A 24953-nucleotide genomic window follows, 5' to 3' on the forward strand; every position below is an offset into this window, starting at 1 on the left:
CGCGCCGCGGTTACCCTGTCCCGATCTCCGCCACGATCCTGCCCGTCGTCACCTGTTCGCCCTCGGCGACGTCGATCGCCGCCACCACGCCGTCGATGCCGGCCTTGTGGACGTGCTCCATCTTCATCGCCTCCAGCGTCAGCACCGGCTGACCGGCGGTGACGCGATCGCCCGGCTTGACCAAGACGGCGACGACGCGGCCGTTCATGGCGGCACGGACTTTGCCGTCGCCGCCATTGCTTGCTGCGGCCTTCGGCGCGGCGAGGGTGAGATCGGTGACCGCTAGCGGGATGCCGCGGTGCTGGAGGTAGAGCCGATCGCCGTCGCGCAGGAACTCTGCGCTGTCCATCACACCGTCATGGCGGAAGCGGATGGAGTCGGGATCGAGTTGCTCGATCTCGAACTTGTCCTGGCGCCCGCCGGTGACGACGGTGTAGCTGCCATCGCGCTCACGCGTGACGTCGAGCTCTAGCGCGTGGCCTGCGACTTCGAGTTTCGCAGGTAGCGGAAACGTTGCCGACAAGCTCCGGCCACTGCGCCACGCCGGCGCGCGCGGATTCGTCACGTAGAGCAGCAGGCCCGCCAGCGCCGTATCGAACGCGGCATCCGCGCGCGGCGCCAATAGTTCATCGCGGTGTGCGCCGATGAACGCCGTCGTCGCCTCGCCCCTGGCAAAGCCGGGATGACGCAGGCATGACATCAGGAACGCCTGATTGGTGGTCACGCCAAGCGCGGTGAGCTGCTCCAGGCCGACGATCAGCCGCCCTCTCGCCTCGTCGCGCGTGGCGCCATGGCTGATCACCTTGGCGATCATGGAATCGTAGAACGGCGGAATCTCCGAGCCCGATTGCAGCGCGTGCTCGACACGGATGCCATCGGGCACCTGCCAGCGCGCCATGCGGCCGGATTGCGGCATGAAATCCTGCGCGGCATCTTCCGAGCAGAGCCGCACCTCGATGGCGTGGCCTGAGAACCGGATGTCCTGCTGCTTCACAGGCAAGGGCTCGCCGCGCGCGACGCGCAGTTGCAGCTCGACCAGATCGAGCCCGGTGATCGCCTCGGTCACGGGATGCTCGACCTGCAGGCGCGTGTTCATCTCCATGAAGTAGAACTCGCCGCTGGCATCGAGCAGGAATTCCAGCGTACCGGCGCCCTCGTAACGCAACGCCTTCACCGCCGCGACCGCGACCTCGCCCATTTTCGCGCGCAGCTCGGGCGTCACCGCGGGCGATGGCGCCTCCTCGATCAGCTTCTGGTGACGCCGTTGCACCGAGCAGTCGCGCTCGCCGAGATGGATGGCGTTGCCGTGGCTGTCGCCGAACACCTGGATCTCAATGTGGCGGGGATTTTGGATCGCGCGTTCGAGGATCACCGCGGGATCGCCGAACGCGGCTTTCGCCTCCGACCGTGCGCTGCGCAGCGCATCGGGGAATGATCCGGCGTCAGCGACCAACCGCATGCCGCGCCCGCCGCCGCCAGCCACCGCCTTGATCATCACGGGGAAGCCGATCTTCCGGGCCTCCGCGAGCATCACCTCGTCGCCCTGGTCGCCACCTTGGTAGCCGGGCACGATAGGTACGCCGGCCTTCTTCATCATCTCCTTGGCGCCGGCCTTGTTGCCCATAGCCTCGATCGCCTGCGGCGATGGGCCGATGAAGACGAGGCCAGCATCCTTGCAAGCCTGCGCAAAGTCCTCGTTCTCGGCGAGGAAGCCGTAGCCGGGATGCACCGCATCCGCGCCGCTCGCCTTGGCCGCGGCAATGATCGCTGGAATGTCGAGATAGGATTGCGCCGGCAAGGCTTCGCCGATACGCACCGCCTGATCGGCTTGCTTGACGTGAAGTGTGTCGCGATCGGCATCCGAATAGACCGCAACGACGCCGAGGCCGAGCTGCCGCGCACTGCGCATCACGCGCAGCGCGATCTCGCCGCGATTGGCGACCAAAACCTTGAAGAACGGCCGGTGCTGCACTGATCCGTTCCTCATGGCCGCGCCACCGAGAATTGCATGCGCTGGGGGTTCCGCGCGTCGCCCTCGCGGCAGATCGCCAGCACCTCGGACAGGACCGCACGGGTGTCGCGCGGATCGATCACGCCGTCGTCGAGCACACGCGCGCTAGTCGAGAACACATCCATCTGGCCGTCGAACACGCCGACGATCTGCGCCTTCATGGCCTCCAGCTTTTCTTTCTCGACCGGCTTGCCGCGCCGTGCTGCGGCGGCCTCGGTCACGATCGCCATGGTTTCGGCGGCCTGCTCGCCGCCCATCACAGCGGTCTTGGCGTTGGGCCAGGAGAAGCAGAAACGCGGATGGAAGCCACGGCCGCACATGCCGTAATTGCCCGCGCCGAACGAGGCCCCGCAATAGATGGTGATCTGCGGCACCGTCGCCGAGGTCACCGCCTGGATCATCTTCGAGCCGTGCTTGATCATGCCGGCTTCTTCATAGGCTTTACCGACCATGTAACCGGTGGTGTTGTTGAGATAGAGGATCGGCGTGCGGGTCTGGCAGCAGGCCAGGATGAAATGCGTCGCCTTGTTGGCGCCGGCGGGATCGAGCGGACCGTTGTTGGTGATGATGCCGATCGCCTGGCCCTCGATGCGGGCATGGCCGCAGATGGTGGCGGGGCCGTAATTCGGCGCCATCTCGGTGAAATCGGAGTCGTCGATGATGCGCGCGATCACCTGCTTCATGTCCACGGGACGCTTGTGGTCCATCGGCATGATGCCGAGCAGCTCGTCCTGGTCGTAGCGCGGCGGCTTGACCAGTGGAGCCGCCCTGCCCGGCCGCTCCCACTCCAGCGCCGCCATGATCTCGCGCGCGATGCGCAGGGCGTCACGGTCGTCCTCGGCGAGATAGTCGCCGAGACCGGAGATTTGCGTATGCATCTCGGCGCCGCCGAGTTCTTCCTCGGTGGCGATCTCGCCGGTCGCGGCCTTCAGCAGCGGCGGGCCGGCGAGGAAGGCGCGGGTGCGGCCGCGGACCATGACGATATAGTCGGACAGGCCGGTCTGATAAGCGCCGCCGGCGGTGGACGAGCCGTGCGTGACGGTGACGACCGGAAGTCCTGCGGCCGAGAGCCGCGCGAGATTGCGAAAGATATTGCCGCCACGGACAAAATCCTCGACGCGGTAGCGCAACAGATTGGCGCCCGCGCTCTCGACGAGTTGCACGTAAGGCAGCTTGTTCTCCAGCGCGAGCTCCTGCACCCGGATCGTCTTGTCGAGGCCGTAGGGCTGCAGCGCGCCGGCATCGATGCCGGCGTCATTGGCGCTGACCATGCAGCGGATGCCCGAGACGAAGCCGATGCCGGCGATGACGCCGCCGCCAGGCACGCTCTTGTCCGCGTCCGGCACGTCGAACATGTAGCCGGCGAGCGTCGACAGCTCGATGAAGGGCGCACCGGGATCGAGCACCAGCGCGACGCGCTCGCGGGGCAGGAGCTGGCCGCGCTTGTGGAAGCGATCCTTTGCTGCGGCGGACGCGGCGCGCGTGCGCTCTTCCAGGGCGCGCATGCGGTCGATCAGGCCGAGCATGCCGTCACGATTGGCGTGATAGGCGGCGCTGCCGGGGGAAATGGTGTTTTCGAGAATGGACATAATTTGATCCTGCTCGTCATTGCGAGGAGCGAAGCGACGAAGCAATCCAGTCCGTTTCCGCGGATACACTCTGGATTGCTTCGCTTCGCTCGCAATGACGGGTGAGGCGATACCTTACCTGTTCGTCCCAAAGATCTTCCGCGCCTCGGCGGGGCTCGCGATCTCGCGACCGGCACGGCGGGCGCAGGCGGCGATGGCCTCGATCAGCTGGCCGTTTGACGTCACCTTGTTGCCGTCGGCGAGATAGAAGGCGTCCTCGAGACCGGTGCGCAGGTGACCACCGAGCTCGGCGCAACGCTGGTGCAGAGGCCAGATTTCCTCGCGGCCGATGGCGGTGACCTGAAAATGCGCCTCGGGCCGCTTCAGCTTGATCAGGATCGGCAGCAGATCGGGATCCGACGGCATCCCCGAAGCGACGCCCATCACAAAATTGTATTCGAGCGGACCTTTGTACATGCCGACCTGATGGTACATGCCGACGCAACGGACGATACCGACGTCAAAACATTCGAACTCGGGGATGGTGCCGACCGCGTTCATGACGTCGAGATAGTCCTTCACCTTCTCGACCGCATTGTCGAACATCATCGGCGGCCAGGCCCAACTGTTGTCGGCCTTGACCTTCAGGTAATTCAGCGAACCGGCGTTGCAGGCGGCGATCTCCGGCCTGGTCTCGCGGATGCAGTCCAGCGCGCCAGAATAGTTCGGCCCTGAGACGCCCGAGGTGTGATTGATGATGACGCCAGGGCAGGCTTCGCGAATCGCCTGCTGGATCTCCTTGCTGACGGCGACCTCCCAGGACGGCAGATGCCCCTTGTTCGGCGCCTGTTGCCGCAAATGGATGTGCATGATGGACGCGCCCGCATCGAACGCAGCCTTGGCCTCGCGCGCCATCTGCTCGGGCGTCACAGGCACGTTGTGCTGCTTCGGGTCGGTGAGCACGCCGTTCAGCGCGCAGGTGATCACGGCCTTGTCGCTCATACCACAGATGTCTCGCAAGTTGAGAATTCAACGGCTGCGATCATGTGATGCGCGGAATGAGGCTTCTTGCGCGGAGAAGCTGAAGAAGGGCGAGCTTTCGTAGGGTGGGCAAAGGCGCTTGCGCCGTGCCCACGCTATTTCGGCGATTGAGAAAGATCGTGGGCACGCTTCGCTTCGCCCACCCTACGAGAGCGAGCCTAGCTCGCCTCCGCGAGCCTCACCGTCTCGCTGCTGCGATAGATCGCAAGATCGCGCGAGCCGACGAAGATCGCGCGCGGCTTCAATCCATAGAAGCGGCGGATCGAGTGGCTGAAATGGGTCGAGTCAGGATAGCCGATATCCTGCGCGAGATGGGCGAGGTTGAGGTCCTGGTTGGCGAAGTGCAGCAGATGCCGCGCACGCTTCCAGGCCCGGAAGGAGCGGAACGAGATGCCGGTCTCTTCCTTGAACAGATGCAGGAAGCGCGAGGCGGAGAGCCCAGCTTCCGCAGCGCAGGTATCCGCCGTCACCGGCTCACCCGAGAAACGCTCGATGCGGGCGACGGCACGCGTCACGCGCGGGTCGAGCACGCGGCGCGGCAGCGCCTCGCCAAAGCACATCTCGTCGAATTCAGCGGTGTTGATGTCGCCATAGCGACGCTGGCGCAGCAGCGCGTAGGCGGCGAGGATTTTGCGGGCATAGATCGCGCGGTCTGGACCCATCAGCCGCTGGGCCAAAGCCTCGATCACGCCATCCGGCATGCTTTCCGGCTCGAGCGTGACGCTGATTGCGGTGCGGTAGTCGCTGGCAATGGAATGCCGCTGGTTCGGCAGGGTGACGAACAGTTCGGCGGTGGCGAGAACGTCATCGATGGTCAGATGCAGGCTGCCCTTCACGGCGACATAGACGTGGCAGCAACCTGGAGTCCGCTTGCGGGGCCTGCCGAGCAAGCCGGCATAGAAGACCCGCTCCGGCGTGATCAGCATCAGATGGTCGGATTCGCGACCTTTATCTTCCATTGGGATCCTCCTCGCGCGGCTCTTGGGCCGCTGCGGACGGAGGTCACCTTAGCGGAAATTTGGGCGCTGTCACGACGGGATAGCGCTGTCATGACGCGCAAAAGATTACCATTCCGGGACGACGATCAGTCATCCCGGAACCGCGATGAGACCGTAGTCCCATCCTGCGGAATGCTTACGCCCTCACGCGCGGCGCAACATTCTGCTCGGCGCCGGCCTTCTGCTCCGCAGCAACCGCGCGCTTGAAACCATCGCGTTGCTGCAGACGCGTCCAATAGGCTGCGACATTCGGCCCAAAATCCTTGGCAAGACCGATACTGCTGGCCAACCGCAGCGCATAACCAATGACAATGTCAGCGGCGGTGAAACGGCCGGCGCACAAGGCCTCAGCATTCGCGGTTGCCGCCTCGACGGCGCGCAGCCGGCCCAGGAACCATTTGGCGTAGTCGGTGGCGACCTGCGGATTGCGGCGCTCCTCCGGCTCGAGCTGGGTGTAGCGCAGCACCAGCGTTTGCGGGAAGGTTAACGTGGCATCGCTGAAATACATCCAGTTCAGGAAGGCGCCATAGGCGGGATCCTCGGGGCCGACCATCAGCGGCGTCGGACCATATTTGACGCCGAGATAGTGGCAGATGCCGGAGGACTCCGTCATCTTGGCCTCGCCATCGACCATGAAGGGAATCGTGCCCAACGGATTGAGCGCGAGGTATTCCTTGGCGAAGACCCGCGGCGGGAACGGCAGCATCTTCAGCTCATACGGCAGCCCCATCTCCTCCAGCATCCAGAGCGGGCGGAACGAGCGCGCGGCGTCGCAGTGATAGAGCGTGATCATGATGCCTTCCCTTTACTGCCGGGCAGCGTGCCCATCATCTTGCACAGGACCATCAGCATGACCTCGTCGGCGCCACCGCCGATCGAGGTCAGGCGGCTGTCGCGATAGGCGCGGCTGACCGGCGTCTCGTTGGTAAAGCCCATTCCACCCCAATATTGCAAGCAGGCATCGGTGAGCTCGCGGCCGAGCCGGCCTGCCTTGAGCTTGGCCATGGTTGCAAGCTTGGTGACGTCCTCGCCCGCGACCAGCTGCTCGGCGGCGCGATAGATCAGCGCGCGCAGCAGCTCGACCTCGGTCTGCATCTCCGCGAGCTTGAAGTGCACAATTTGGTTGTCGAGGATGCTCTGGCCGAAAGCCTTGCGGTTGCGGGTGTATTCGATGGTCTGATCGATGATGTATTCGTGCGCCTTCAGGCAGGCCGCCGCGCCCCAGAGCCGCTCCTCCTGGAACTGGATCATCTGGTAGGTAAAGCCCTTGCCCTCCTCGCCGATCCGGTTGCGCTTGGGCACGCGGACATTGTCGAAGAATATTTGCGCGGTGTCCGAGGAGCGCATTCCCATCTTGTCGAGTTTTCGCGCGACGGTTACGCCTTTGGCCTTCATGGGGACGCAGATCAGCGATTTGTTGCGGTGAACGGGGCCATCGCCGGTGTTCGCCAGCAGGCAGATCCAGTCGGCCTGGGTGCCGTTGGTGATCCACATCTTGCCACCGTCGATGACGTAGTCGTCGCCGTCGGACCGCGCGCCGGTCTTGATCGAGGCGACGTCCGAACCTGCGCCGGGCTCGGAGACGCCGATGCAGGCGACGAAGTCGCCGGAGATCGAGGGCACCAGGAATTCGCGCCGCACCTCGTCCGAGCCGAACCGCGCCAGCGCCGGCGTCGCCATGTCGGTCTGCACGCCGATCGCCATCGGCACGCCGCCGCAGGTGATGGCGCCGAGCTCTTCGGCCATCATCAAGGCGTAGGAATAATCGAGGCCTGAGCCGCCGAACTCGACCGGCTTGTTCAGACCGAGGAAGCCGAGGCCGCCCATCTTCTTGAACAGCTCATGCGCCGGGAAGATGCCGGCCTTCTCCCATTCGTCGACACGCGGATTGATCTCGTTGGCGATGAATTTCTGCAAGCTCCGGCGGACGTCGTCGTGATCGGCGGTAAACAGCATCTTTGTCAGCTCAACTCTCGGTATCTCTAATGTGCTCGTCAGGGCCGGGCTTGTCCCGGCCATCCACGCCTTCGTCGCTCGGCACCAAGAACGTGGATGCCCGGGACAAGCCCGGGCACGACGGAGAACACGGCTACAACCCCATCTGCCGGCTGGCGAGATCCTTCATGATCTCCTCGGTGCCGCCGCCGATGGCGTTGACCTTGACCTCGCGGTAGATGCGCTCGGCCTTGATGCCGCGCATGAAGCCGGCGCCGCCAAAAATCTGCACGGCTTCCGAGGCGCAGAACGCCATGGTCTGCGTCGCCTGGTTCTTCATCATGCAGATTTCCGCAACCGGGCTCTCGCCCTGCTCGAGCCGCCAGGCCAGCATTTCCAGCATCGCTTGCGATGCTGCGACCTTCTGCGCCATGTCGACGATCTTGTGGCGGATGACCTGGTGCTGGGCGAGCGGCTTGCCGAAGGTCTTGCGTTCCTTGGCATAGGCGACCGCTTCATCGAGGCAGACGCGGGCGAAGGCGGTGCAGCCGGCGGCCATGCCCATGCGCTCGCTGTTGAAATTCCGCATGATGATCTTGAAGCCCTGGCCCTCCTCGCCGATCAGGTTTTCGGCCGGCACGCGGCAATCGTCGAAATGCAGCGCCGCAGTGTCGGAGGCCCACCAGCCCATCTTCTTCAATTTCGTCCGCGACAGGCCGGGCGTATCGCCCTCGATCAGGAGCAGGCTGACCCCGCCGGCGCCTTCGCCGCCCGTGCGCACCGCAACGGTCAGATAATCGGCGCGCACGCCCGAGGTGATGAAGGTCTTTTCGCCGCTCACGACGTAGTGATCTCCGTCGCGCCGCGCTTTGGTGCGGAGGTTTGCGACGTCAGATCCGCCGCCTGGCTCGGTGATTGCGAGCGCGGAGATCTTCTCACCGGAGAGCACCTGCGGCAGCACGCGTGCCTTGACCTCAAGCCGCGCTGCGCGTGCGATCGGCGGCGAGCCGATGGTGTGGCTCATCAGGCTCGCGCTGATGCCGCCGGCGCCGGCCCGCGCCAGCTCCTGGCTGGCCACGATCTTCATGAACTGGTCGGCGGCGATCCCGCCATATTCCTCGGGAAATCCGAGCCCCAACAGGCCGATCTCGGCCGCCTTGCGATAGAGCGCGCGGGGGAATTCACCGGCCTCGTCCCACTCATGGGCGAACGGCGCGATCTCCCTCTCGACGAAGCGGCGCATCACGTCCCGGAAGGCGTCGTGCTCGGCGGTATAGAACGGGCTCTTCATTGCATGCGCGCCTTTGACGGTTCTCTTCTCGTTCCACCATGGCCGGAACATTGGCGGCCCACTTGCGCCGAGTGGCTGGGTGGGGCGTGGCACCTCGCCGGCCCAAGACCTAGCAACTCAACGCAAGACGGTTTTCATCCCTCGCAGGCCAACTCCAAATCAAAAAAGACTGCTGCACAAAACTCCGGCTGGCCTCCCAGGGCCACGCCGGGCATGGTGCACAGCAATAAAAATGCAGGCGGCACACGACCGCCGAGGGAGGGATTGTTGGCCGTTCGTTACTACGACTGGATCGCTCATCATGCGCGCCGCGCGCCTGGCAAGGTCGCGGCCATCGACCTCGCGAGCGAGCGCCGCTTCACCTATGCGGAGCTCGACGCTCGCGTCTCGCGCCTCGCCTGGTTCTTCCGCCACACGCTGAAAATCTCACGCGGCGACCGCGTCGCGGTGCTGGCGCTGAACACGACCGATACGCTGGAGGTGCAGTTCGCCTGCGGACGGTTGGGCGCCGTCTTCGTGCCGCTGAACACCCGCCTCACCGTTCCCGAGCTTCAGTTCATCACCGGTGATTGCGCGCCGAAGGTGATGATCCACGACACCGATCTGGCCGAGACGGCGCTCGCTGTGGCCAAGCTCTGCAACGTCGCGACCAGCCTGCTGCTCGGCGCCGGCGGCGTCTATGAGGCCGGGATCGCATCCGCCAAGCGGCTGGAGCGCGCCGAGGACGTCACGCTCGATGACGTCTCGACCATCATGTACACGTCGGGCACCACGGGCCATCCGAAGGGTGCGACCATCACCCACGGCATGACATTCTGGAATTGCGTCAATCTCGGCGGTCCCGCCTGTATCGGACCGTCCTCGGTGCTGCTTACCGTGCTGCCGCTGTTCCACACCGGCGGACTGAATTGCTACACCAATCCCGTGCTGCATGCCGGCGGCACCGTGATGATCATGCGCGCATTCGATCCCGGCACGGCGCTTGGCCTGATCAACGATCCCGCGCAAGGCATCAACGTGTTCTTCGGCGTGCCTGCGATCTACCAATTCATGGCGCAGCAGCCGGCCTTCGCAACGACTGACCTTTCCCGGCTGATCGTCTGCGGTGTCGGCGGCGCTCCGATGCCAGTACCGCTGCTCAAGGTGTGGGAGGGGCGCGGCGTCGCGCTCCAACAGGGTTACGGCATGACCGAGACGTCGCCGGCCGTGCTGGTGCTCGATCGCGAGGACGCGGCACGCAAGGCCGGCTCCGCCGGCAAGCCGGTGCTCCACACCGAGGTCCGCATCGTCCGCCCCGACGGCAGCGATGCCGATGTCGGCGAGCTCGGCGAACTCTGGGTCAAGGGACCGAACATCACGCCGGGCTATTGGAACAGGCCGGAGGCCAACAAATCCTCCTTCACCGACGGCTGGCTGCACACCGGCGATGCGACGCGCGTCGATGAAGAAGGTTTTTATTACATCGTCGACCGCTGGAAGGACATGTACATCTCCGGCGGCGAGAACGTCTATCCGGCTGAAGTGGAGAATGTCCTGCACCAGCTCACCGCAATCGCCGAAGCGGCCGTGATCGGCATTGCCGATCCGCAATGGGGCGAGGTCGGCCTCGCCATCGTCGCGGTCAAACAGGGCCAGCGGCTGACCGAGGCGGATGTCTTCGCGCATTGCGCGGCCAATCTCGCGCGCTTCAAATGTCCGCGCCAGGTTCGCTTCGTCGATGCGCTGCCGCGCAACGCCACCGGCAAGATCCACAAGCCGACCCTGCGCAAGGAATTCTCGGTCGCTTCCGAGGTCGACAAGAAAGTCGCCAACGCCTGATCAAAGCGCCCTCGTGTGGGCGCTTCCTTGTTTCTGACGTGCCTGTCTCCAACCAAGAAACCCAAGGAAATTTTATGAAGAGGAAACTCTCCCTGCTCGCCGCTACAGCGGCCCTGGCATTGCTCACGACCCAGGGCGCCCAGGCACAAAAGGCATACGACGCCGGCGTCACCGACACCGAGATCAAGATCGGCAATGTCGAGGCCTATTCAGGACCTGCTTCCGCCTACGGCGTCATCGGCAAGACCGAAGAAGCCTATTTCAAGATGATCAACGACCAGGGCGGCATCAACGGCCGCAAGATCAACTGGATCTCCTATGACGACGGTTACTCGCCGCCGAAGACGGTGGAGCAGATCCGCAAGCTGATCGAGAGCGACGAGGTTTTCCTGGTGTTCAACGCGCTGGGCACGCCGACCCAGACCGCCGTGCAGAAATATCACAACTCCAAGAAAGTGCCGCAGCTCTTCCTCGCCACCGGCGCCAGCAAGTGGAACGATCCGCACAACTTCCCCTGGACCATGGGCTTCCAGCCGAGCTACCGGGTCGAGGCACGGATCTTCGCAAAATACATTCTGAAGGAGAAGCCGGACGCGAAGGTCGCGATCTTCTATGCCAACGACGATTTCGGCAAAGACTACCTTGCCGGCATCAAGGACGTGTTCGGCGACAAGGCATCGAAGCTGATCGTGGCTGAAGAAAGCTACGAAACGTCGGAACCGTCGATCGACGCCCATATCGTCAAGCTCAAGGACACCGGCGCCGACGTTTTCGTGAACATTTCGACCCCGAAATTCGCGGCGCAGGCCATCAAGAAGATGGCCGAGCTCGGCTGGAAACCGATGCACCTGATGACCGACGTCTCGGTTTCGATCGGCGCGGTGATGAAGCCGGCGGGCCTCGAAGCCTCCGAGGGCGTGCTCTCGGCCGGCTACCTCAAGGACGCCTCGGATCCGCAGTGGAAGGACGATGCCGGCATGAAGAAATTCATGACTTTCATCGAAAAGTACATGCCTGGCGCGAACATCTCCGACGCCAATCTGGTTTACGGCTACGCCGCCGCCCAGACCATGGTGCAGGTGCTGAAGCAGGCAGGTGACAACCTCACCCGCGAGAACGTGATGAAGCAGGCCGCCAGCCTGAAGGACTTCACCCCCGACACGCTGATCCCGGGGATCACGATCAACACCTCGGCCACCGACTTCGCGCCGATCGAGCAGCTCAAGATGTGGCGGTTCAAGAGCGGCCAATGGGAGCTGTTCGGCCCCATCATCAGCGCCGAGCCGAGCGGCTAGCTTCGATCGGAGATCGCCACTACGTGCGGGATAGCGGCCGAAAGGCCGCTATCTTTTTGATCGCCGTTGCACGCCTCCTGATTCACTTCGATGGCGACGACGGAAAGGCCGAGATGGCGCAAATCGCCGACACCTCTGAGCACGGGACAGGCCCATGCCAGGGTCGCGACGCCTGATTTTGGCAGATCCAAGCTCAGCGTATAGCGGTCACAACCGATATCGATCGCGGCGGGGTCGACATGCGCCCCGTCGAGGTAGAATTGCGTGCCGATTTTATCCAGCGGCGCACGCAGCGCCGGGCTTCGGATGCAAACAATGTTGCGCCCGGGCCAGCCTTTGATGCGGATGGCAGCCTGCGGCTCGCTCCAGCGAAAGGTATAGCCGGCCGCGGTCTCCACGTCGTGAAATCCGAGCTGCGCGAGGACATGATCGCCCAGCAATTTAGGCGTAGGCTTGGCATGGTCACGAAGGCGACGGATGCATGCGAGCCGTTGTAGGCGGATCAGCGATGCGATGTAGCGCTTCATCCAGTGGGCGATGGCGTCGCTCGACCCGATCACGATCAGTGCTGTGAGCACCGACCGCGCATGTGCGACGGCGAGGCGCGCGACGACACGCGCATGGAGATCGCCAAACAGCGCCGGCGCGCTCCAGCGCCACAAGGCTCGCAGCTTCTCGCCCGGCCTCCTCCTCCAGCCCGTGTAGCGCATCAGCGCATTCAGCGTTTGGAGGGCAAGCGCACCATCGAAATTGTCCGGCTCGCTCCATTCGCGGGGAATCTCGAGCAGCTCACAGCCCGGATCGCGCCGAGCCTCACTCAGATAGCGGATCTCGCCCTGCACGAAATCGAGCGTGAATGTCTTCAGCTCACCGATCCGGCCGACGTAATAGTGATGGAAGCACGCCGCTTCGAGATAACCGATGGTGTAGCCCCGCGCAAAATATCCGGCGGCGAGCACCCATTCGGCGAAATGACCGAGCTCTTCGCGCAGGCCCCCGCACTCCTCGTAAACGTCGCGCCGCGTCACAAAGCACTGGTCGAGCACCTTGCGCCAGGGATGCTGCTTCATGCCAAACTCGATGTCCGCCTGGTACATCGCAGCTTCCGCCTCCGACAGGCGGTTGTGGCAGATCGGGACTGAGCGACAGGAAAACCCCGCCCAATCGGGGTGCTCGTCGATCGCGCGGATGCAGAGCGCGATCACGTCCGGCTCGGGCCGGCAATGCGATTCCGTGAAGAACAGATAGCGGCCACGCGCCCTGGCGGCGCCGATTGCGCTGAGCCCGATATCGTGAACGGAATCGGCGAATTCGAGGTGGGCTTTGTCCCCAGCGAGCGCCTTCAGCTCCGTGAGCGCGGTGAAGTCAGGCGGCACGACCAGAATGATCTCATAGAGAGACCGGTCCGCCGTCTGCGATGTCCAACCGAGCCAGGATTGCTCCCACCGACCGCGGTGATATTCGAGCGGGATGATCACGGAGAACAGCGGCCGGTCGGGGCCCAAGCCGGATATCAAGCCGGATGTCATGCTGGATTTCACTCCTCAACCTGATCGCTCAAGACGCCGATTCGGGCGCGGGTTCAGGCAGGCAAAAAGAGCGCAAAAGACTCGTCGACAGTGCGCCTAAGGTGATCGCGATACAGCTTGTAATTCGCGTGGTCGGGTGCGATCCGGCCCACTGCCGGATCGACGATATTCCGTGCCGGCACATAGGCTATGGGTGCTGCGACCGGCGTCAGCTGCGAGCCGGCACCGGCGCGCAGCGTCGAGATAATGCCGTACATTGCGCCAGACACAGTTGGCCGCGATACCGTGATCACGCGATGCTGGCCGTGTTTGTTGATGACAAGATAGATGAACCCCGACTGGTGCGGCACTGCAACTTCGCCGGTGTGCTCATAGGCCGCATCGGTCCGCTCGCCCTCGCGGAAAACCAGCGAAGAAACCTTCGGCTCCCAGACGATCTCGGTGCGATAGGCGAAGATCGCATCCTTGTCGCCAAACGACGGCCGCAGCGTGATGTAGACGTCCTCGATCCAGGTCACCGCGCGATGCGAATAGGAGCCGAGGCTGTCAGGCGCCACATCGTTGCCGGCCGCGGGCGACAGCGCAGCCGTGCTCCTGCGCAGGGACACGCCCAGGGCCTGCTCGAGCCGGACCGTGGTCGCCAACGTGAACGGGCGGCGGCCGCCGAGCGCTTTCTCCAGCGTCGACAGGCTGAGCTTGGCCTGCTCGGCCAGCGCCTGCCGCGAAATCCTGCGCCTGGCGATCTCCTCGCGAATCGTCTCCGCGACCTCCCGGCTTTGGTCGTCCGAAAGCTGCCCGTCGTTGAGTTTATCCGGCGTCTGCATCGTTAACCCTGCTCCACGGCCGCCAGTCTAGCAGGGCGGACAAGTCAGCACAAAACCGGACATGGCCGCCAAAGCGGTGGCCCGGCAAGGCCAGCCGTGGCGGAACATTGCCGATCATTCTGCTCGCGAAATCGCCCCCTCCCGGCCGATGCTCGGCGTCGTCAAACACCTTTCGGGAGCAGGCAAATGAGCAATTGCGACGCGGTCGACAGCAACGAGCATCCTTGGCTCGGCAGGGTGGTCAAGGTCGGACTGTTCCTCCTGGCACAGAGCATTGCCGTGCTCCTGGTCAGCTTCGTGGCCCTGCTGGTGAGCTTCGCGCCGGGCTGGTCGGCGACGACCGAGCAGGCAAGCCTGCTCCAGCCCGGCGATGCCAAGTCCGGCAGCCTCCTCCTGAAGGAGGACAGCGCTTACACGGAGGCCATTCGCCTTGGGATCGATGTCGACATCACGGTGAGCGGCCCGACGCTGCGCACCCGCGTCACCCAGATCTTCCGCAACCCGACCAAGGACTGGGTCGAGGCGACCTATGTCTACCCGCTGGCCGCCGACGGCGCCGTCGACACGCTCAAGATGGTGGTCGGCGACCGCGTCATCGTCGGCGACATCAAGGCGCGTCAGCAGGCACGCGCAATTTACGAGCAGGCGCGCCGCAACGGACAAAGGGCCGCGCTCACCGAGCAGGAGCGGCCCAACATCTTCACCAACTCCGTCGCCAATATCGGTCCCGGCGAAACCGTGCTGGTGCAGATCGAATACCAAGAGCCGGTGCATCAGTCCGGCAACGAATATTCGCTGCGCGTGCCGCTCGTGGTCGGGCCACGCTACAATCCGGCGCCGATCGTGCAGAGCGTCGATTTCCGCAAGGACGGCTCCGGCTGGGGCGCTACCCATTCAGACCCGGTGCCCGACCGTGACCGCATCTCGCCCCCGGTGCTCGATCCCGCCAACAACGCGCCGATCAATCCGACCAGCATCACGGTGCACCTGAAAGCCGGTTTTGCGCTCGGCGAGGTGAAGAGCCACCATCACAACGTCAAGATCGCGAGCCCGGACAACGCGACGCGCGTCGTGACGCTTGCCGACGGCAACGTGCCGGCCGACCGTGACTTCGAGCTGACCTGGAAGCCGACCGCCGAGAAGGCGCCGTCGGTCGGCCTGTTCCGCGAGCATGTCGGCGATGCGGACTATCTGCTCGCCTTCGTCACACCGCCGGCCGCCGAGCAAACAACGCAGAAGCCGCTGCCGCGCGAAGTGCTGTTCGTGATCGACAATTCCGGCTCGATGGGCGGCACCTCGATCGAGCAGGCCAAGGCGAGCCTGCTCTATGCGCTCGGGCGCCTCCAGCCGAACGACCGCTTCAACGTGATCCGTTTTGACGACACCATGGACGTGCTGTTTCCGACCCCGGTGCCAGCCGATACCACGCATGTCAGTGAGGCGACGTCATTCGTCAGCGCATTACAAGCGCGCGGCGGCACCGAGATGGTGCCGGCGATGCGTGCGGCCCTGACCGACAAGCTCGGTGACACCAACACGGTTCGCCAGATCGTGTTTCTGACCGACGGCGCGATCGGCAACGAGCAGCAATTGTTCGAGACGATCACCGCGATGCGCGGCCGCTCGCGCATCTTCATGGTCGGCATCGGCTCCGCGCCCAACACCTATCTGATGACGCGGGCTTCCGAACTCGGCCGCGGTGCCTTCACCCACATCGGCTCCGTCGAGCAGGTCGATGAGCGCATGCGCGGCCTGTTCGCCAAGCTGGAGAACCCTGCCGTGACCGGCCTCACCGCAAAATTCTCGGAAGCCAAGGTCGACGTCACCCCCGCGATCATTCCCGACATCTATCGCGACGAGCCGCTCGTGCTCGCAGCAAAGCTCGACAAGCTTGCGGGTTCGCTGGAGATCAAGGGTCGCGTCGGCGACCGGCCGTGGTCGGTGACACTGCCGCTGCAAAACGCTGCCGAGGGCAAAGGCCTGTCAAAGCTCTGGGCCAGGCGCAAGATCGGCGATGCCGAGGTGGCGCGGACGCTCCGCGAGATGACACCGGAGGACACGGACAAGACGATCCTCGCGCTGGCGCTCGACCATCAGATCGTCACGCGACTGACCAGTCTCGTCGCGGTCGACAAGACGCCGAGCCGCCCCGAAGGCCAACCGCTCAAGGTCAGCGAGCTTCCGATCAACCTGCCGGCGGGTTGGGACTTCGCGAAGGTGTTCGGCGAACGGCCGCAGCTGACGCCGACACAGTTGCGCGAGCGCCGCGCCGATGCAGGCCAGCCTGCAGCAAGGCGTCCGGCTCCCGTCACACCCGATGCGATCCGCCTGCCCAAGACCGCGACCTCGGCCGCGCTGAAGATGATCGCAGGCCTGATCATGATCGTTCTCGCTCTGATCCTGTTCGTGTTCAACCGACGTCAGCGCTTGCTCACTGACGTCGCTTGAGAGAGGAGCCCCCGACTCCTCTTGCTTGGCGCGCGCGGCTGCCCGTCCCGATACCAACGGCCGCGCGCGCCCTTTTTCTTCTCGCCATTGCGAGCGCAGCGAGCAATCCAGACTGCCTCCGCCGAAAGACCCTGGATTGCTTCGCTTCGCTCGCAATGATGGTTGTGGAAACAATGCCCCGCTTCATCTCGCCTCTGGTTCTCGCACTTGTCGGAACGATCTTGTTCGGCGACGGCGCCTACATCCACGCCAAAGCGTGGCTCGCGCAGGTCCTCCTGGAGCGTGCGTTCGACCACAGCGTTGCGACCGGCCAGCCGTTCAAGCCATGGTCCTGGGCTGATACCTGGCCGGTGGCGCGGATCGAGGTGAAACGGATCGGCGCCAGCGCCATCGTGCTGGAAGGCACGAGCGGCCAGGCGCTCGCTTTCGGACCCGGCCACATCCACCAAACGGTTGATGCAGGCGAGCGCGGCGTTGCCGTATATGCCGCACATCGCGATACACATTTCCGCTTCCTGCGGGATGTTGCCACTGGTGACGTGATCGATGTCACACGCAGTGACGGCAAACGCTTTCGCTATCGCGCAGACGCCTCAAGCGTGGTTCATTTTGACGCATCGGGCATCGATCCGACGACACATGGCTTCGAACTCGTGCTTGCGACCTGTTGGCCGTTCGACTCGGTCACATCGGGTCCGGAGCGTTACATCCTGCACGCCACCTTGATTGGAACCGATGGATAAGGGTTCACACTCGGCCCGCCCGGGGTCTGCCGACCCTTCCCAGACCGCGCATGACATGCCTGACAATCACGTTTGACGGACCGCTCAACTGGCGCCGCCGATCGTAGACCTATAAGAATGGCCAGTTGGTTTCCTATTCTGCAATGAGCAGGAAGAAGAAGTCGTTGATGGACGAAGAATTCAAGCAGCGTCTCGAGCACCTCGAAAACCGCGTCGCGCTACTGGAGAGGAACCAGCATCTCATTGCAGCCGGGCAGAGACGCGCCTCCCTTCGCAGCTTCTGGAGGCGACCGCCGATGTGGACCTTCGAGCAATATCCGCCGCGACTTCTCAACCTGAACGCGTTCAAGCCCGCACCCGCGATTCCCGCCAATGCGCCGCGGATCGCAATGGTCACGCCGAGCTACAATCACGCGCAATATCTCGGCGCGACGATCGACAGCATCGTCAGTCAGGCTTACCCGAACCTCTACTATCACGTGCAGGACGGCGCCTCGATCGACAGCACGCTCGAGCTCCTGAAGAGCCGCGGCGACAGCATCAGCTGGAAAAGCGAACCGGATGAGGGCCAATCCAACGCAATCAATCTCGGCTTTGCCGGCGTCGACTGCGAGATCATGGCTTATCTCAACAGCGACGACATGCTGCTGCCCGGGACGCTCGCCTATGTCGCCAACTATTTCATGGAACACCCCGACGTCGACATCATCTACGGTCACCGCGTCTTCATCGATCGCGAAGGCCTCGAGGTCGGCCGCGCCGTGCTGCCGCGCCATGATGGCAAGGCGCTGCAATATGCCGACTACATTCCACAGGAGACGATGTTCTGGCGCAAGCGCGTCTGGGACAGGATCGGGCCGATCGACGAAAGCTTCCACTACGCAATGGACTGGGATTTCATCCTGCGGGCGCAGGCCGCCGGATTCAAGTTCGTGCGCTTGCCGCGATTCCTCGCCTGCTTCCGCATTCATGACGCGCAGAAGACCGCGGCGACCTATTCGATCGGCGTCAGGGAAATGGGCATCTTGAGGCGCCGTGTCCTCGGTTTCGACCCGACGCAGATGCAGATCCGGCGTGCCATCGCCCCCTATCTCGTACAGCAATTGGCCTATCATTATGGCTGCAAGCTAGGCCTGCTACAGTACTGAACACGCGGCGATCACGGACCTGATGAGGCGTGGATGTCGCCCTCGAGCCACACCCGCTCGATACCGATGCCAAGCGGCCGCACGTCGGAACTCAATGCCAGATCTGCGGGCGAGCGCGGATTGGACAGCGCCAAGCTGATCGTCAACGTCCCGTCGGCGGCAATCGCGGCTGGATCGAGCCTCAGCCTGCGCAGGCCGGTGAATGCATCCACCGAGAACATCAATTGCTGTAGCTCTCCGTTGCCGACGCGGCAGACGGCTCGTAGTTGTGGATTCCTGTCCGAGACGAAGGCCCGGCATGCCAAGACAACCTCGACCGGTCGTGACGGAGCAGGACGGACCTCGAAGCGAAGCACGCAACTCCTGGCGACGGACCATGTACCCCATTCTTCCGGCTCACTCCATCCTTCGATCAACGCAGCAACGCCGACCCCATCGCGCGTGAAGTCGAGCGCATCCGCGCCCAATATCGCACCGCAGCGGATGCTTCACAATTCTCCGGATCGAGCGGCGCCTGATCCGGAACGAATTGCGCGATCACACGAACCGCATCCGCGATCGAACTGAGCCCAAGCGCAGAGCCGTCGAGTTCATACAGCACGCGATTAGGCCCGGTTGCACGAACGCCGACAAGGGGTGGCGGACGATCCGCAAGGCGCGCTGGAATGATGATGTCGGCGGCGTCGAAGCCATGCAGGCGCGCCAGCTCGCCGATCGTCTGTACGGTCCAATCATAGAGCGGCGGCCGATTGTTGACGTCGCTCGCAAGAGCCTGCGCCAGTGCCTTGAAATCGACCCGCATCTCGCTGTCACCCGCCAGCAGCAAACGTTTCAGGTCGAGCATGTCCTGAGCGATGAAAAGCTGGAGCGCGTTGAGACCCGGCAATTGAGGATCGCTGTCGACGGGTCCGAAATCTCGGACCCCTCGCGAGGATTCGAGCACATCCGTCGTCTCGAAGAACAGCAGATGGCCGGTGCTGTGTCCCGAAAACCCGGCCATGCCGAGCGGCCGCGACAGGCGAACAAAGCTGTCGGTCAACGCCGCATTGACGATACCGGACGCTACGTCGGGCGAAAGCCCTATGAAATAGCGGCCGCCGATCGCGCGCATCCGCTCGATGACGCGTCGGTGGACGAACGAGTTGTAGATCATCGGCAGCCGCGCATAATGCGCCTGGAAGCCGTAGACGCGCTCCAACTCGCCGCGCGAGGCGACGCGCTTTGCCGTCGAGGTGAAGTCGATCTCGGCGAGCAGACGGTTGCGGAAAGCCGGATGATAGAAATCCGGCCAATAGTAGCTGTAGGCGTCCCAGCTCAGGAGATCGATCCTGCCATCGCCGAGGATCTTCTCCGCCGTGGCGCAGGCATAGGGCATCAGGCCGTCGTCATCGCCGATGAAGGTAACGTACTCGCCCGAGGCATGGTCGAGTGCGGCCTCCCAATTGTCGGTCATGGTGAGAACGGCGTCGCTTGCAAAATGCTTGAAGCGCGTGTCGTCGAAGCCCGCGACCAGCTCCGCGATCTCAGGATTGCCGCCGTTGTTCTGGACGATGAACTCGCAATTGGCCAGGCGCGACTGCTGGGCCAACGTCGCCAGTGCGTGACGCAGCGTGTCGGGACGGTTGAGGGTGGGGACAACGACGGATAGAAGCGGCATGAATCAATCGTAGCATACTGGCTGGCGGTTTGGCACTTTCACCGGACCGACGGCAATGCTACCCTTCGCGCGAGCACAACCCGAACTCCCCTGCAGCCGGTGCAAGCATGTCGTCTCCTCGTGGCTGGATATGGGAACATGGAGGAAGACGGGATCTCGACGCCGGCGAATGGGACGATTGGGTGGCTCTCGCCAAGGATGACGCGACCGAGCGCACCTGGTATCTCGGCACGCCCCATACGCGTTTTCCGAACAAGGACGAGTTGAGGGATAGCGGTCCCGCGGCGGCGCTCAAGGGCTGGCTGCCGGCCGAGCCACTCATCCGCCCCGGCACGAGGGTGATGGCGCTCGGAAGTTGCTTTGCCGGCCACTTCATCGAATGGTTGGCGAAAAACGGGTACGAACAACCGGGCGGCGAGCCGTTCCTGGTGCTTGCACGCAATCCGTTCGAGAATATTGCCGTGATAGCGCAACAGTTTCGCTGGGCATTCGGAGAGGCCGACCCGGGGGACTTGCTGTGGGCGGACAAGAGCAAGCAGCGAAATTATGCCACGGAAGAAAAACGTCTGGCGATGCGCCAGGCATTGATGGAGGCTGACGTCTTCATCGCAACGCTTTCCCTGTCGGAAATCTGGTACGACAGACTGACCGGGGAGCCGCTGTGGCGTGTGATGCCGCCAAAATGGCATGACCCCGAACGTCACGCATTTAAAGTCATGAGCTTCGCGGAAAATATCGAGGCGCTCGAGACGATCGAGCGAATCCGCGCGCAATGGCTTCCAAAGCTCAAGATCATTTACACGGTCTCGCCCCAACCCCTGGGAGCAACGTTCCGCCCCGTGTCCGCGGTGACGGCCAATGCCGCATCAAAGGCGATCGTGCGCGGCGCCCTAGATGAGTTCTTTCGCAGTCGCGGCGAAGATCTCAATCGGATCTATTTCTATTTTCCGGGTTATGAGCTGGTCACGTCCATGATTGGCGATCCATTCCTGCCGGACAATCGGCACATCTATGACCACGTCGTCGATTTCGTGCTCGATCTGTTCGCCAGGACATTCACGAGCAATGGGACATCGGCGACCGAGTCCGCGGACCTTCTGCGATGGCCGCCGATTGCGGATGAGCAGGCGCGATTGTCCGAACTCGAACGGCGCAATGCGGAACTCCAGCGGGTGTGCGACGACCGACTGGCGGTGATCGACGAGCTCAAGCGCGTTTGCGATGAACGTCTCGCCCTGATCGAAAAGCTGCACGGCGCACTGCATGGATCCGGAAGATAAGGGTGCCAGCCGTCCATCAAACTATTCCGTGACACGGCATGCAATGCTGCCGGTTGCTACCCTGAAGAACTCGCCATAAAACAGAACGACACAAGGCCAAAAAGAACAAAGGGTGAGGTCACGCCATGGAAGCCCAGGTGTCTGCTGCGTCAGTTTCTTCGCGTCCATGGTCGCCGCCGCCCGATGCCAGTGACATCGTCAAGGGCATCCACGCCATGCTGCATCCGCACAACATCGTGCTGGTGGGCGCAACCGACAAGCCGGGCAATTACGCCGAGCGCATCTGGAACAATCTGGTCAGATACGGCTTCGAGGGCGGGCTCTATCCGGTCAACGCCAAGCGCGAAACCATCTGGGGCGTGCCCTGCTACAAGGATTTTGCGAGCCTCCCCGAGAAGCCTGATCACGTTCTGGTGCTGGTGCCCGCGCGCTTCGCCGTGCAGGTGATCCGCGACGCGGCTGCGGCCGGCGCGCGCTCCGCCACCATCGTCACCTCGGGCTTCAGCGAGTTGCAGGACGAGGCGAGCCAGCAGCTCGCTGCCGAATTGCAAGCGGCAGTGCGCGAGACCGGGCTCGCCGTCACCGGGCCGAACTGCCTTGGAAATTTGAGCGCCGGCGAGAAGCTCTTCACCAATATCGACGACCGCATCGTCACCATGGAACAAGGCGCGGTGGCGATCGCGGGTCAATCCGGCGCCATCGTCATGGCAATCCGGCAGGCGCTGGAGGATCGCGGCGTCGGCGTCGGCTACATGGTGACAACAGGCAACGAGACGGGGCTCGAGACACCGGACCTGATGCGCTATTTTGCCGAAGATCCGAGCGTCAAGGTGATCGTGGTCTATCTCGAAGGCGTGCGCAACACCAAAGCGTTTCGCGACGCCTGCAAGGCCGCGCGTGCCGCGAGCAAGCCGGTGATCGCGCTCAAGCTCGGATCATCGGAAGGCGGCCGCGCCGCGGCCATGGCGCACACAGGTGCGTTGGCGGGTTCGATCGAAACGTTCGACGCGATCGCAACCCGCGAAGGCGTGATCCGCGTGGCCGGGCTCGACGAGCTGATCGAGACCACCGAATGCTTCGTCCACGCCGCCGTGCCCAAGGGCGACCGGCTCGCGGCGGTGACGCTGTCCGGCGGCAAGCGCGGCATGCTGCTCGACGCCTTCCATGCCGAGGGCCTGAACTTCGCGCCGCTGAGCCCGCATGTCGGCTCGGAGCTGGCAAAGATGCTCGGCCCGGGTTCGATCGTCGGCAATCCGCTCGATGCCGGCTTTGCCGCGGTGGTCGATCCCTCCGTCTACATGAAGTCGATCAAGCTGATGATCGACGATCCCGAGATCGATATCGTCATCATCGACGCCGAGTTTCCAAAAGCGCCGCACGAGCAGCGCGAACGCAATCTGCGCATCGTCGACGAGATGGCGAGCCGGGCCGCAAAGCCCGTGATCTATATCAGCGCGATGTCGATCGGCTTCACCGAGTTCACCAAGGGCCTGCGCAAATCGCTGCCGCACCTCGCGGTGATGCAGGGCATGGACCGCGCGGTGACCGCGATCAAATCCCTGCTCGCTTATGCCAGGCTGCGCAAGGAAGTGCCCGACATCGTCTCGAGCTCGAAGCCCGCCGCCCGCACCGTGCTGGAGAAAGCGCTGGCATCGGCGAGCGGCGCTGCACTCGACGAGGTCGCCTCGAAGAAGCTGCTGAAGGCCTATGGCATTCCTGTCTCGAAGGAAGGAATTACGCAGACGGCTGCGGACGCCGTGAAGATCGCCAAGCAGATCGGCTTTCCGGTCGTGGCCAAAGTCGTCAGCGCCGAGATCCTGCACAAATCCGATATCGGCGGCGTGGTGCTGAACCTCAACAGCGCCGCCGAGGTGAAGAAAGCTTTTTCCGACATCACCGCGCGGGTGAAGAAGCTGAAGGGCAAGCCAAGGCTCGACGGCATCCTGATCGCGCAGCAGGTCAAGGCCGACCTCGAGCTCGTGGTCGGCGCGTCGCTCGACGCCGAGATGGGGCCGGTCGTGCTGTTCGGCACCGGCGGCATCGATATCGAGCTGATGAAGGACGTGGCGCTGGCCGGCGCGCCGCTGGACGAGGCCGAGGCGCGGCTCCTGATCGGCCGCACCAAAGCCGGCATCAAGATGCGCGGCTATCGCGGCAAGCCGGCGCTGCACGAGGCCTCCGCCGTGAAGGCGCTGGTCGGCCTGTCCAGTTTGATCGCGGATGCCGGCGACCGGATCGCCTCAATCGACGTCAATCCGTTCCTGATCAATGCCAAAACAGGAGTCGCGGTCGATGCGCTGATCGTGCTGAACAATGCCGCGGCAAAGCGCGCCACGGAGCATTGATGTCGCGTGGGGCGGATGAGCGAAGCGCAATCCGCCGATTTGCGTAGCGCTTGACGGAAAAGTGGCGGGTTACGCTTCCGCTTCGCTCTTCGAGCTACGGCGGACAAGTCGTTAACCCGACCCCGTTAACATTGCGGCCATCCCGGCTCCTTCCAACTTCCCCGCTTTGGTCGTAAAATCGCCACCCGATGGCACGCGCGAGCAATCTCTTGATCGGAACGACGACGCTGACGGTGATCGCCGTGGCGTTCGGCGGCATGCTCGGCGTGCAGAAATGGCGCACGATCCAGAGCCGCAGCCAGTTGCGCGTCGTATTCGAAGGCGGTTCCGCGAGCGGCCTGCGCCGCGGCGGCCCGGTCAATTTCGACGGCGTGCCCGCCGGCCAGATCCTCTCGATCAAGCTGGACAGTCCGCGCAAGGTCGTGGCGCTGGTCTCGCTCGATAACACCGCGCCGATCCGCAAGGACACGGTCGCCGGCATCGAGTTCCAGGGCCTCACCGGTGTCGCTGCGGTCTCGCTGATCGGCGGTGCCCCGTCCGCGCCGCCGGTGCCGCTGGACTCGGACGGCATTCCCGTGCTGACCGCCGATCTCAGCGACGCCGAATCCATCGTCGACACGCTCCACAGCGTCGATCGCACCATCGTCAGCAACGCACCCGCGATCAAGGACGGCCTCCGTACGTTCGAAAACCATACCGCCGACCTCAAAGGCAAGGGCGACGAGATCGACGCGGTGATGCTCAAGGTCGACAATGCGTTCGCGGGCTTCGACAAGACGGTCACGAAGATCGAGGGCGTGGTCCCCGGCTTCGTCGACGGCAAGGCCGACGAGTTGTTCGAGAAGGTGAAGGGGCTGCACGAGCTCGCCGACACCATGAAGAAGAAATCCGCAAGCTTCCTGGAGGACACGCGCCGCTCGCTGCTCGATGTCAGCGAAGCCGCCAACAAGATGAGCGGGACACCCGCGCCTGCCGCCGCCCCGCGTCCGCCGCGCAAGCCGGCGCAGCAGAAGCGGTAGAGC

The 24953-nt window shown here is 63.8% G+C and carries 19 protein-coding genes; 8 read left to right on the forward strand and 11 right to left on the reverse strand.

What is annotated here, in order from left to right:
- Positions 1-10 precede the first annotated feature (10 nt).
- From K3F49_RS17755 to K3F49_RS17785, 7 genes are all read right to left on the reverse strand, one after another.
- Positions 11-1987, reverse strand: coding sequence for an acetyl-CoA carboxylase biotin carboxylase subunit (locus K3F49_RS17755; protein WP_234682241.1), 1977 nt, complete (start codon positions 1985-1987; stop codon positions 11-13).
- Entirely contained in the window at positions 1984-3600 is a 1617-nt protein-coding gene (locus K3F49_RS17760) for an acyl-CoA carboxylase subunit beta (protein ID WP_234682242.1), read from the reverse strand. Before K3F49_RS17760 ends, K3F49_RS17755 begins: the two co-directional genes overlap by 4 nt.
- Before the next feature lie 114 nt (positions 3601-3714).
- Positions 3715-4581 carry a BKACE family enzyme gene (locus K3F49_RS17765; RefSeq protein WP_234682243.1) on the reverse strand — a complete coding sequence of 289 codons (867 nt, stop codon included), beginning with the start codon at positions 4579-4581 and terminating at the stop codon, positions 3715-3717.
- 197 nt (positions 4582-4778) lie between these two features.
- Positions 4779-5579: a helix-turn-helix domain-containing protein gene (locus K3F49_RS17770; protein WP_234682244.1), complete on the reverse strand. Its 801-nt coding sequence runs from the start codon at positions 5577-5579 to the stop codon at positions 4779-4781.
- Positions 5580-5754: 175 nt separating this feature from the next.
- The gene (locus K3F49_RS17775; protein WP_234682245.1) at positions 5755-6411 is read right to left on the reverse strand and encodes a glutathione S-transferase family protein; all 657 of its coding nucleotides are present in this window, start codon (positions 6409-6411) and stop codon (positions 5755-5757) included.
- Positions 6408-7574 carry an acyl-CoA dehydrogenase family protein gene (locus K3F49_RS17780; RefSeq protein ID WP_234682246.1) on the reverse strand — a complete coding sequence of 389 codons (1167 nt, stop codon included), beginning with the start codon at positions 7572-7574 and terminating at the stop codon, positions 6408-6410. The genes K3F49_RS17775 and K3F49_RS17780 overlap by 4 nt, the downstream gene beginning before the upstream one ends.
- Positions 7575-7707: 133 nt before the next feature.
- On the reverse strand, positions 7708-8844 hold the full coding sequence (locus K3F49_RS17785; protein WP_234682247.1) for an acyl-CoA dehydrogenase family protein: 1137 nt from the start codon (positions 8842-8844) through the stop codon (positions 7708-7710).
- Between the two features lie 267 nt (positions 8845-9111).
- Between K3F49_RS17785 and K3F49_RS17790 the strand changes: the two genes are divergently transcribed.
- A complete protein-coding gene (locus K3F49_RS17790; protein ID WP_234682248.1) occupies positions 9112-10662 on the forward strand; it encodes an acyl-CoA synthetase in 1551 nt (516 codons plus the stop codon).
- Positions 10663-10736: 74 nt separating this feature from the next.
- Entirely contained in the window at positions 10737-11957 is a 1221-nt protein-coding gene (locus tag K3F49_RS17795; protein ID WP_234682249.1) for an ABC transporter substrate-binding protein, read from the forward strand.
- Here the strand turns inward: K3F49_RS17795 and K3F49_RS17800 are convergent.
- Together K3F49_RS17800 and K3F49_RS17805 are read right to left on the reverse strand one after the other, a co-directional pair.
- Positions 11954-13162: a hypothetical protein gene (locus K3F49_RS17800; protein ID WP_346657326.1), complete on the reverse strand. Its 1209-nt coding sequence runs from the start codon at positions 13160-13162 to the stop codon at positions 11954-11956. The genes K3F49_RS17795 and K3F49_RS17800 overlap by 4 nt on opposite strands.
- Positions 13163-13539: 377 nt before the next feature.
- On the reverse strand, positions 13540-14310 hold the full coding sequence (locus K3F49_RS17805) for a helix-turn-helix domain-containing protein (protein WP_234682251.1): 771 nt from the start codon (positions 14308-14310) through the stop codon (positions 13540-13542).
- 186 nt (positions 14311-14496) lie between these two features.
- Here K3F49_RS17805 and K3F49_RS17810 point away from each other — a divergent pair, with 186 nt between their 5' ends.
- From K3F49_RS17810 to K3F49_RS17820, 3 genes are all read left to right on the forward strand, one after another.
- Entirely contained in the window at positions 14497-16758 is a 2262-nt protein-coding gene (locus K3F49_RS17810) for a marine proteobacterial sortase target protein (RefSeq protein ID WP_234682252.1), read from the forward strand.
- Between the two features lie 173 nt (positions 16759-16931).
- Positions 16932-17501, forward strand: coding sequence for a class GN sortase (locus K3F49_RS17815; RefSeq protein ID WP_234682253.1), 570 nt, complete (start codon positions 16932-16934; stop codon positions 17499-17501).
- Positions 17502-17668: 167 nt separating this feature from the next.
- The gene (locus K3F49_RS17820) at positions 17669-18649 is read left to right on the forward strand and encodes a glycosyltransferase family 2 protein (RefSeq protein WP_234682254.1); all 981 of its coding nucleotides are present in this window, start codon (positions 17669-17671) and stop codon (positions 18647-18649) included.
- Between the two features lie 11 nt (positions 18650-18660).
- On the opposite strand, the gene K3F49_RS17825 is transcribed toward K3F49_RS17820, so the two are convergent.
- Positions 18661-19116: a DUF7024 domain-containing protein gene (locus tag K3F49_RS17825; RefSeq protein WP_452101105.1), complete on the reverse strand. Its 456-nt coding sequence runs from the start codon at positions 19114-19116 to the stop codon at positions 18661-18663.
- Complete coding sequence (locus tag K3F49_RS17830) at positions 19062-20306, reverse strand: glycosyltransferase family 2 protein (RefSeq protein ID WP_234682256.1); 1245 nt, start codon at positions 20304-20306, stop codon at positions 19062-19064. Before K3F49_RS17830 ends, K3F49_RS17825 begins: the two co-directional genes overlap by 55 nt.
- Positions 20307-20488: 182 nt before the next feature.
- Between K3F49_RS17830 and K3F49_RS17835 the strand changes: the two genes are divergently transcribed.
- From K3F49_RS17835 to K3F49_RS17845, 3 genes are all read left to right on the forward strand, one after another.
- The gene (locus tag K3F49_RS17835; RefSeq protein WP_234682257.1) at positions 20489-21586 is read left to right on the forward strand and encodes a GSCFA domain-containing protein; all 1098 of its coding nucleotides are present in this window, start codon (positions 20489-20491) and stop codon (positions 21584-21586) included.
- A gap of 125 nt (positions 21587-21711) precedes the next feature.
- Positions 21712-23931, forward strand: a complete 2220-nt coding sequence (locus tag K3F49_RS17840; RefSeq protein WP_234682258.1) for an acetate--CoA ligase family protein — start codon at positions 21712-21714, stop codon at positions 23929-23931.
- Positions 23932-24119: 188 nt separating this feature from the next.
- Positions 24120-24950, forward strand: a complete 831-nt coding sequence (locus K3F49_RS17845) for an MlaD family protein (protein ID WP_234682259.1) — start codon at positions 24120-24122, stop codon at positions 24948-24950.
- Positions 24951-24953 lie beyond the last annotated feature (3 nt).

Origin of the sequence: Bradyrhizobium monzae, assembly GCF_021458635.1 — a bacterium.
Taxonomy (GTDB): domain Bacteria; phylum Pseudomonadota; class Alphaproteobacteria; order Rhizobiales; family Xanthobacteraceae; genus Bradyrhizobium.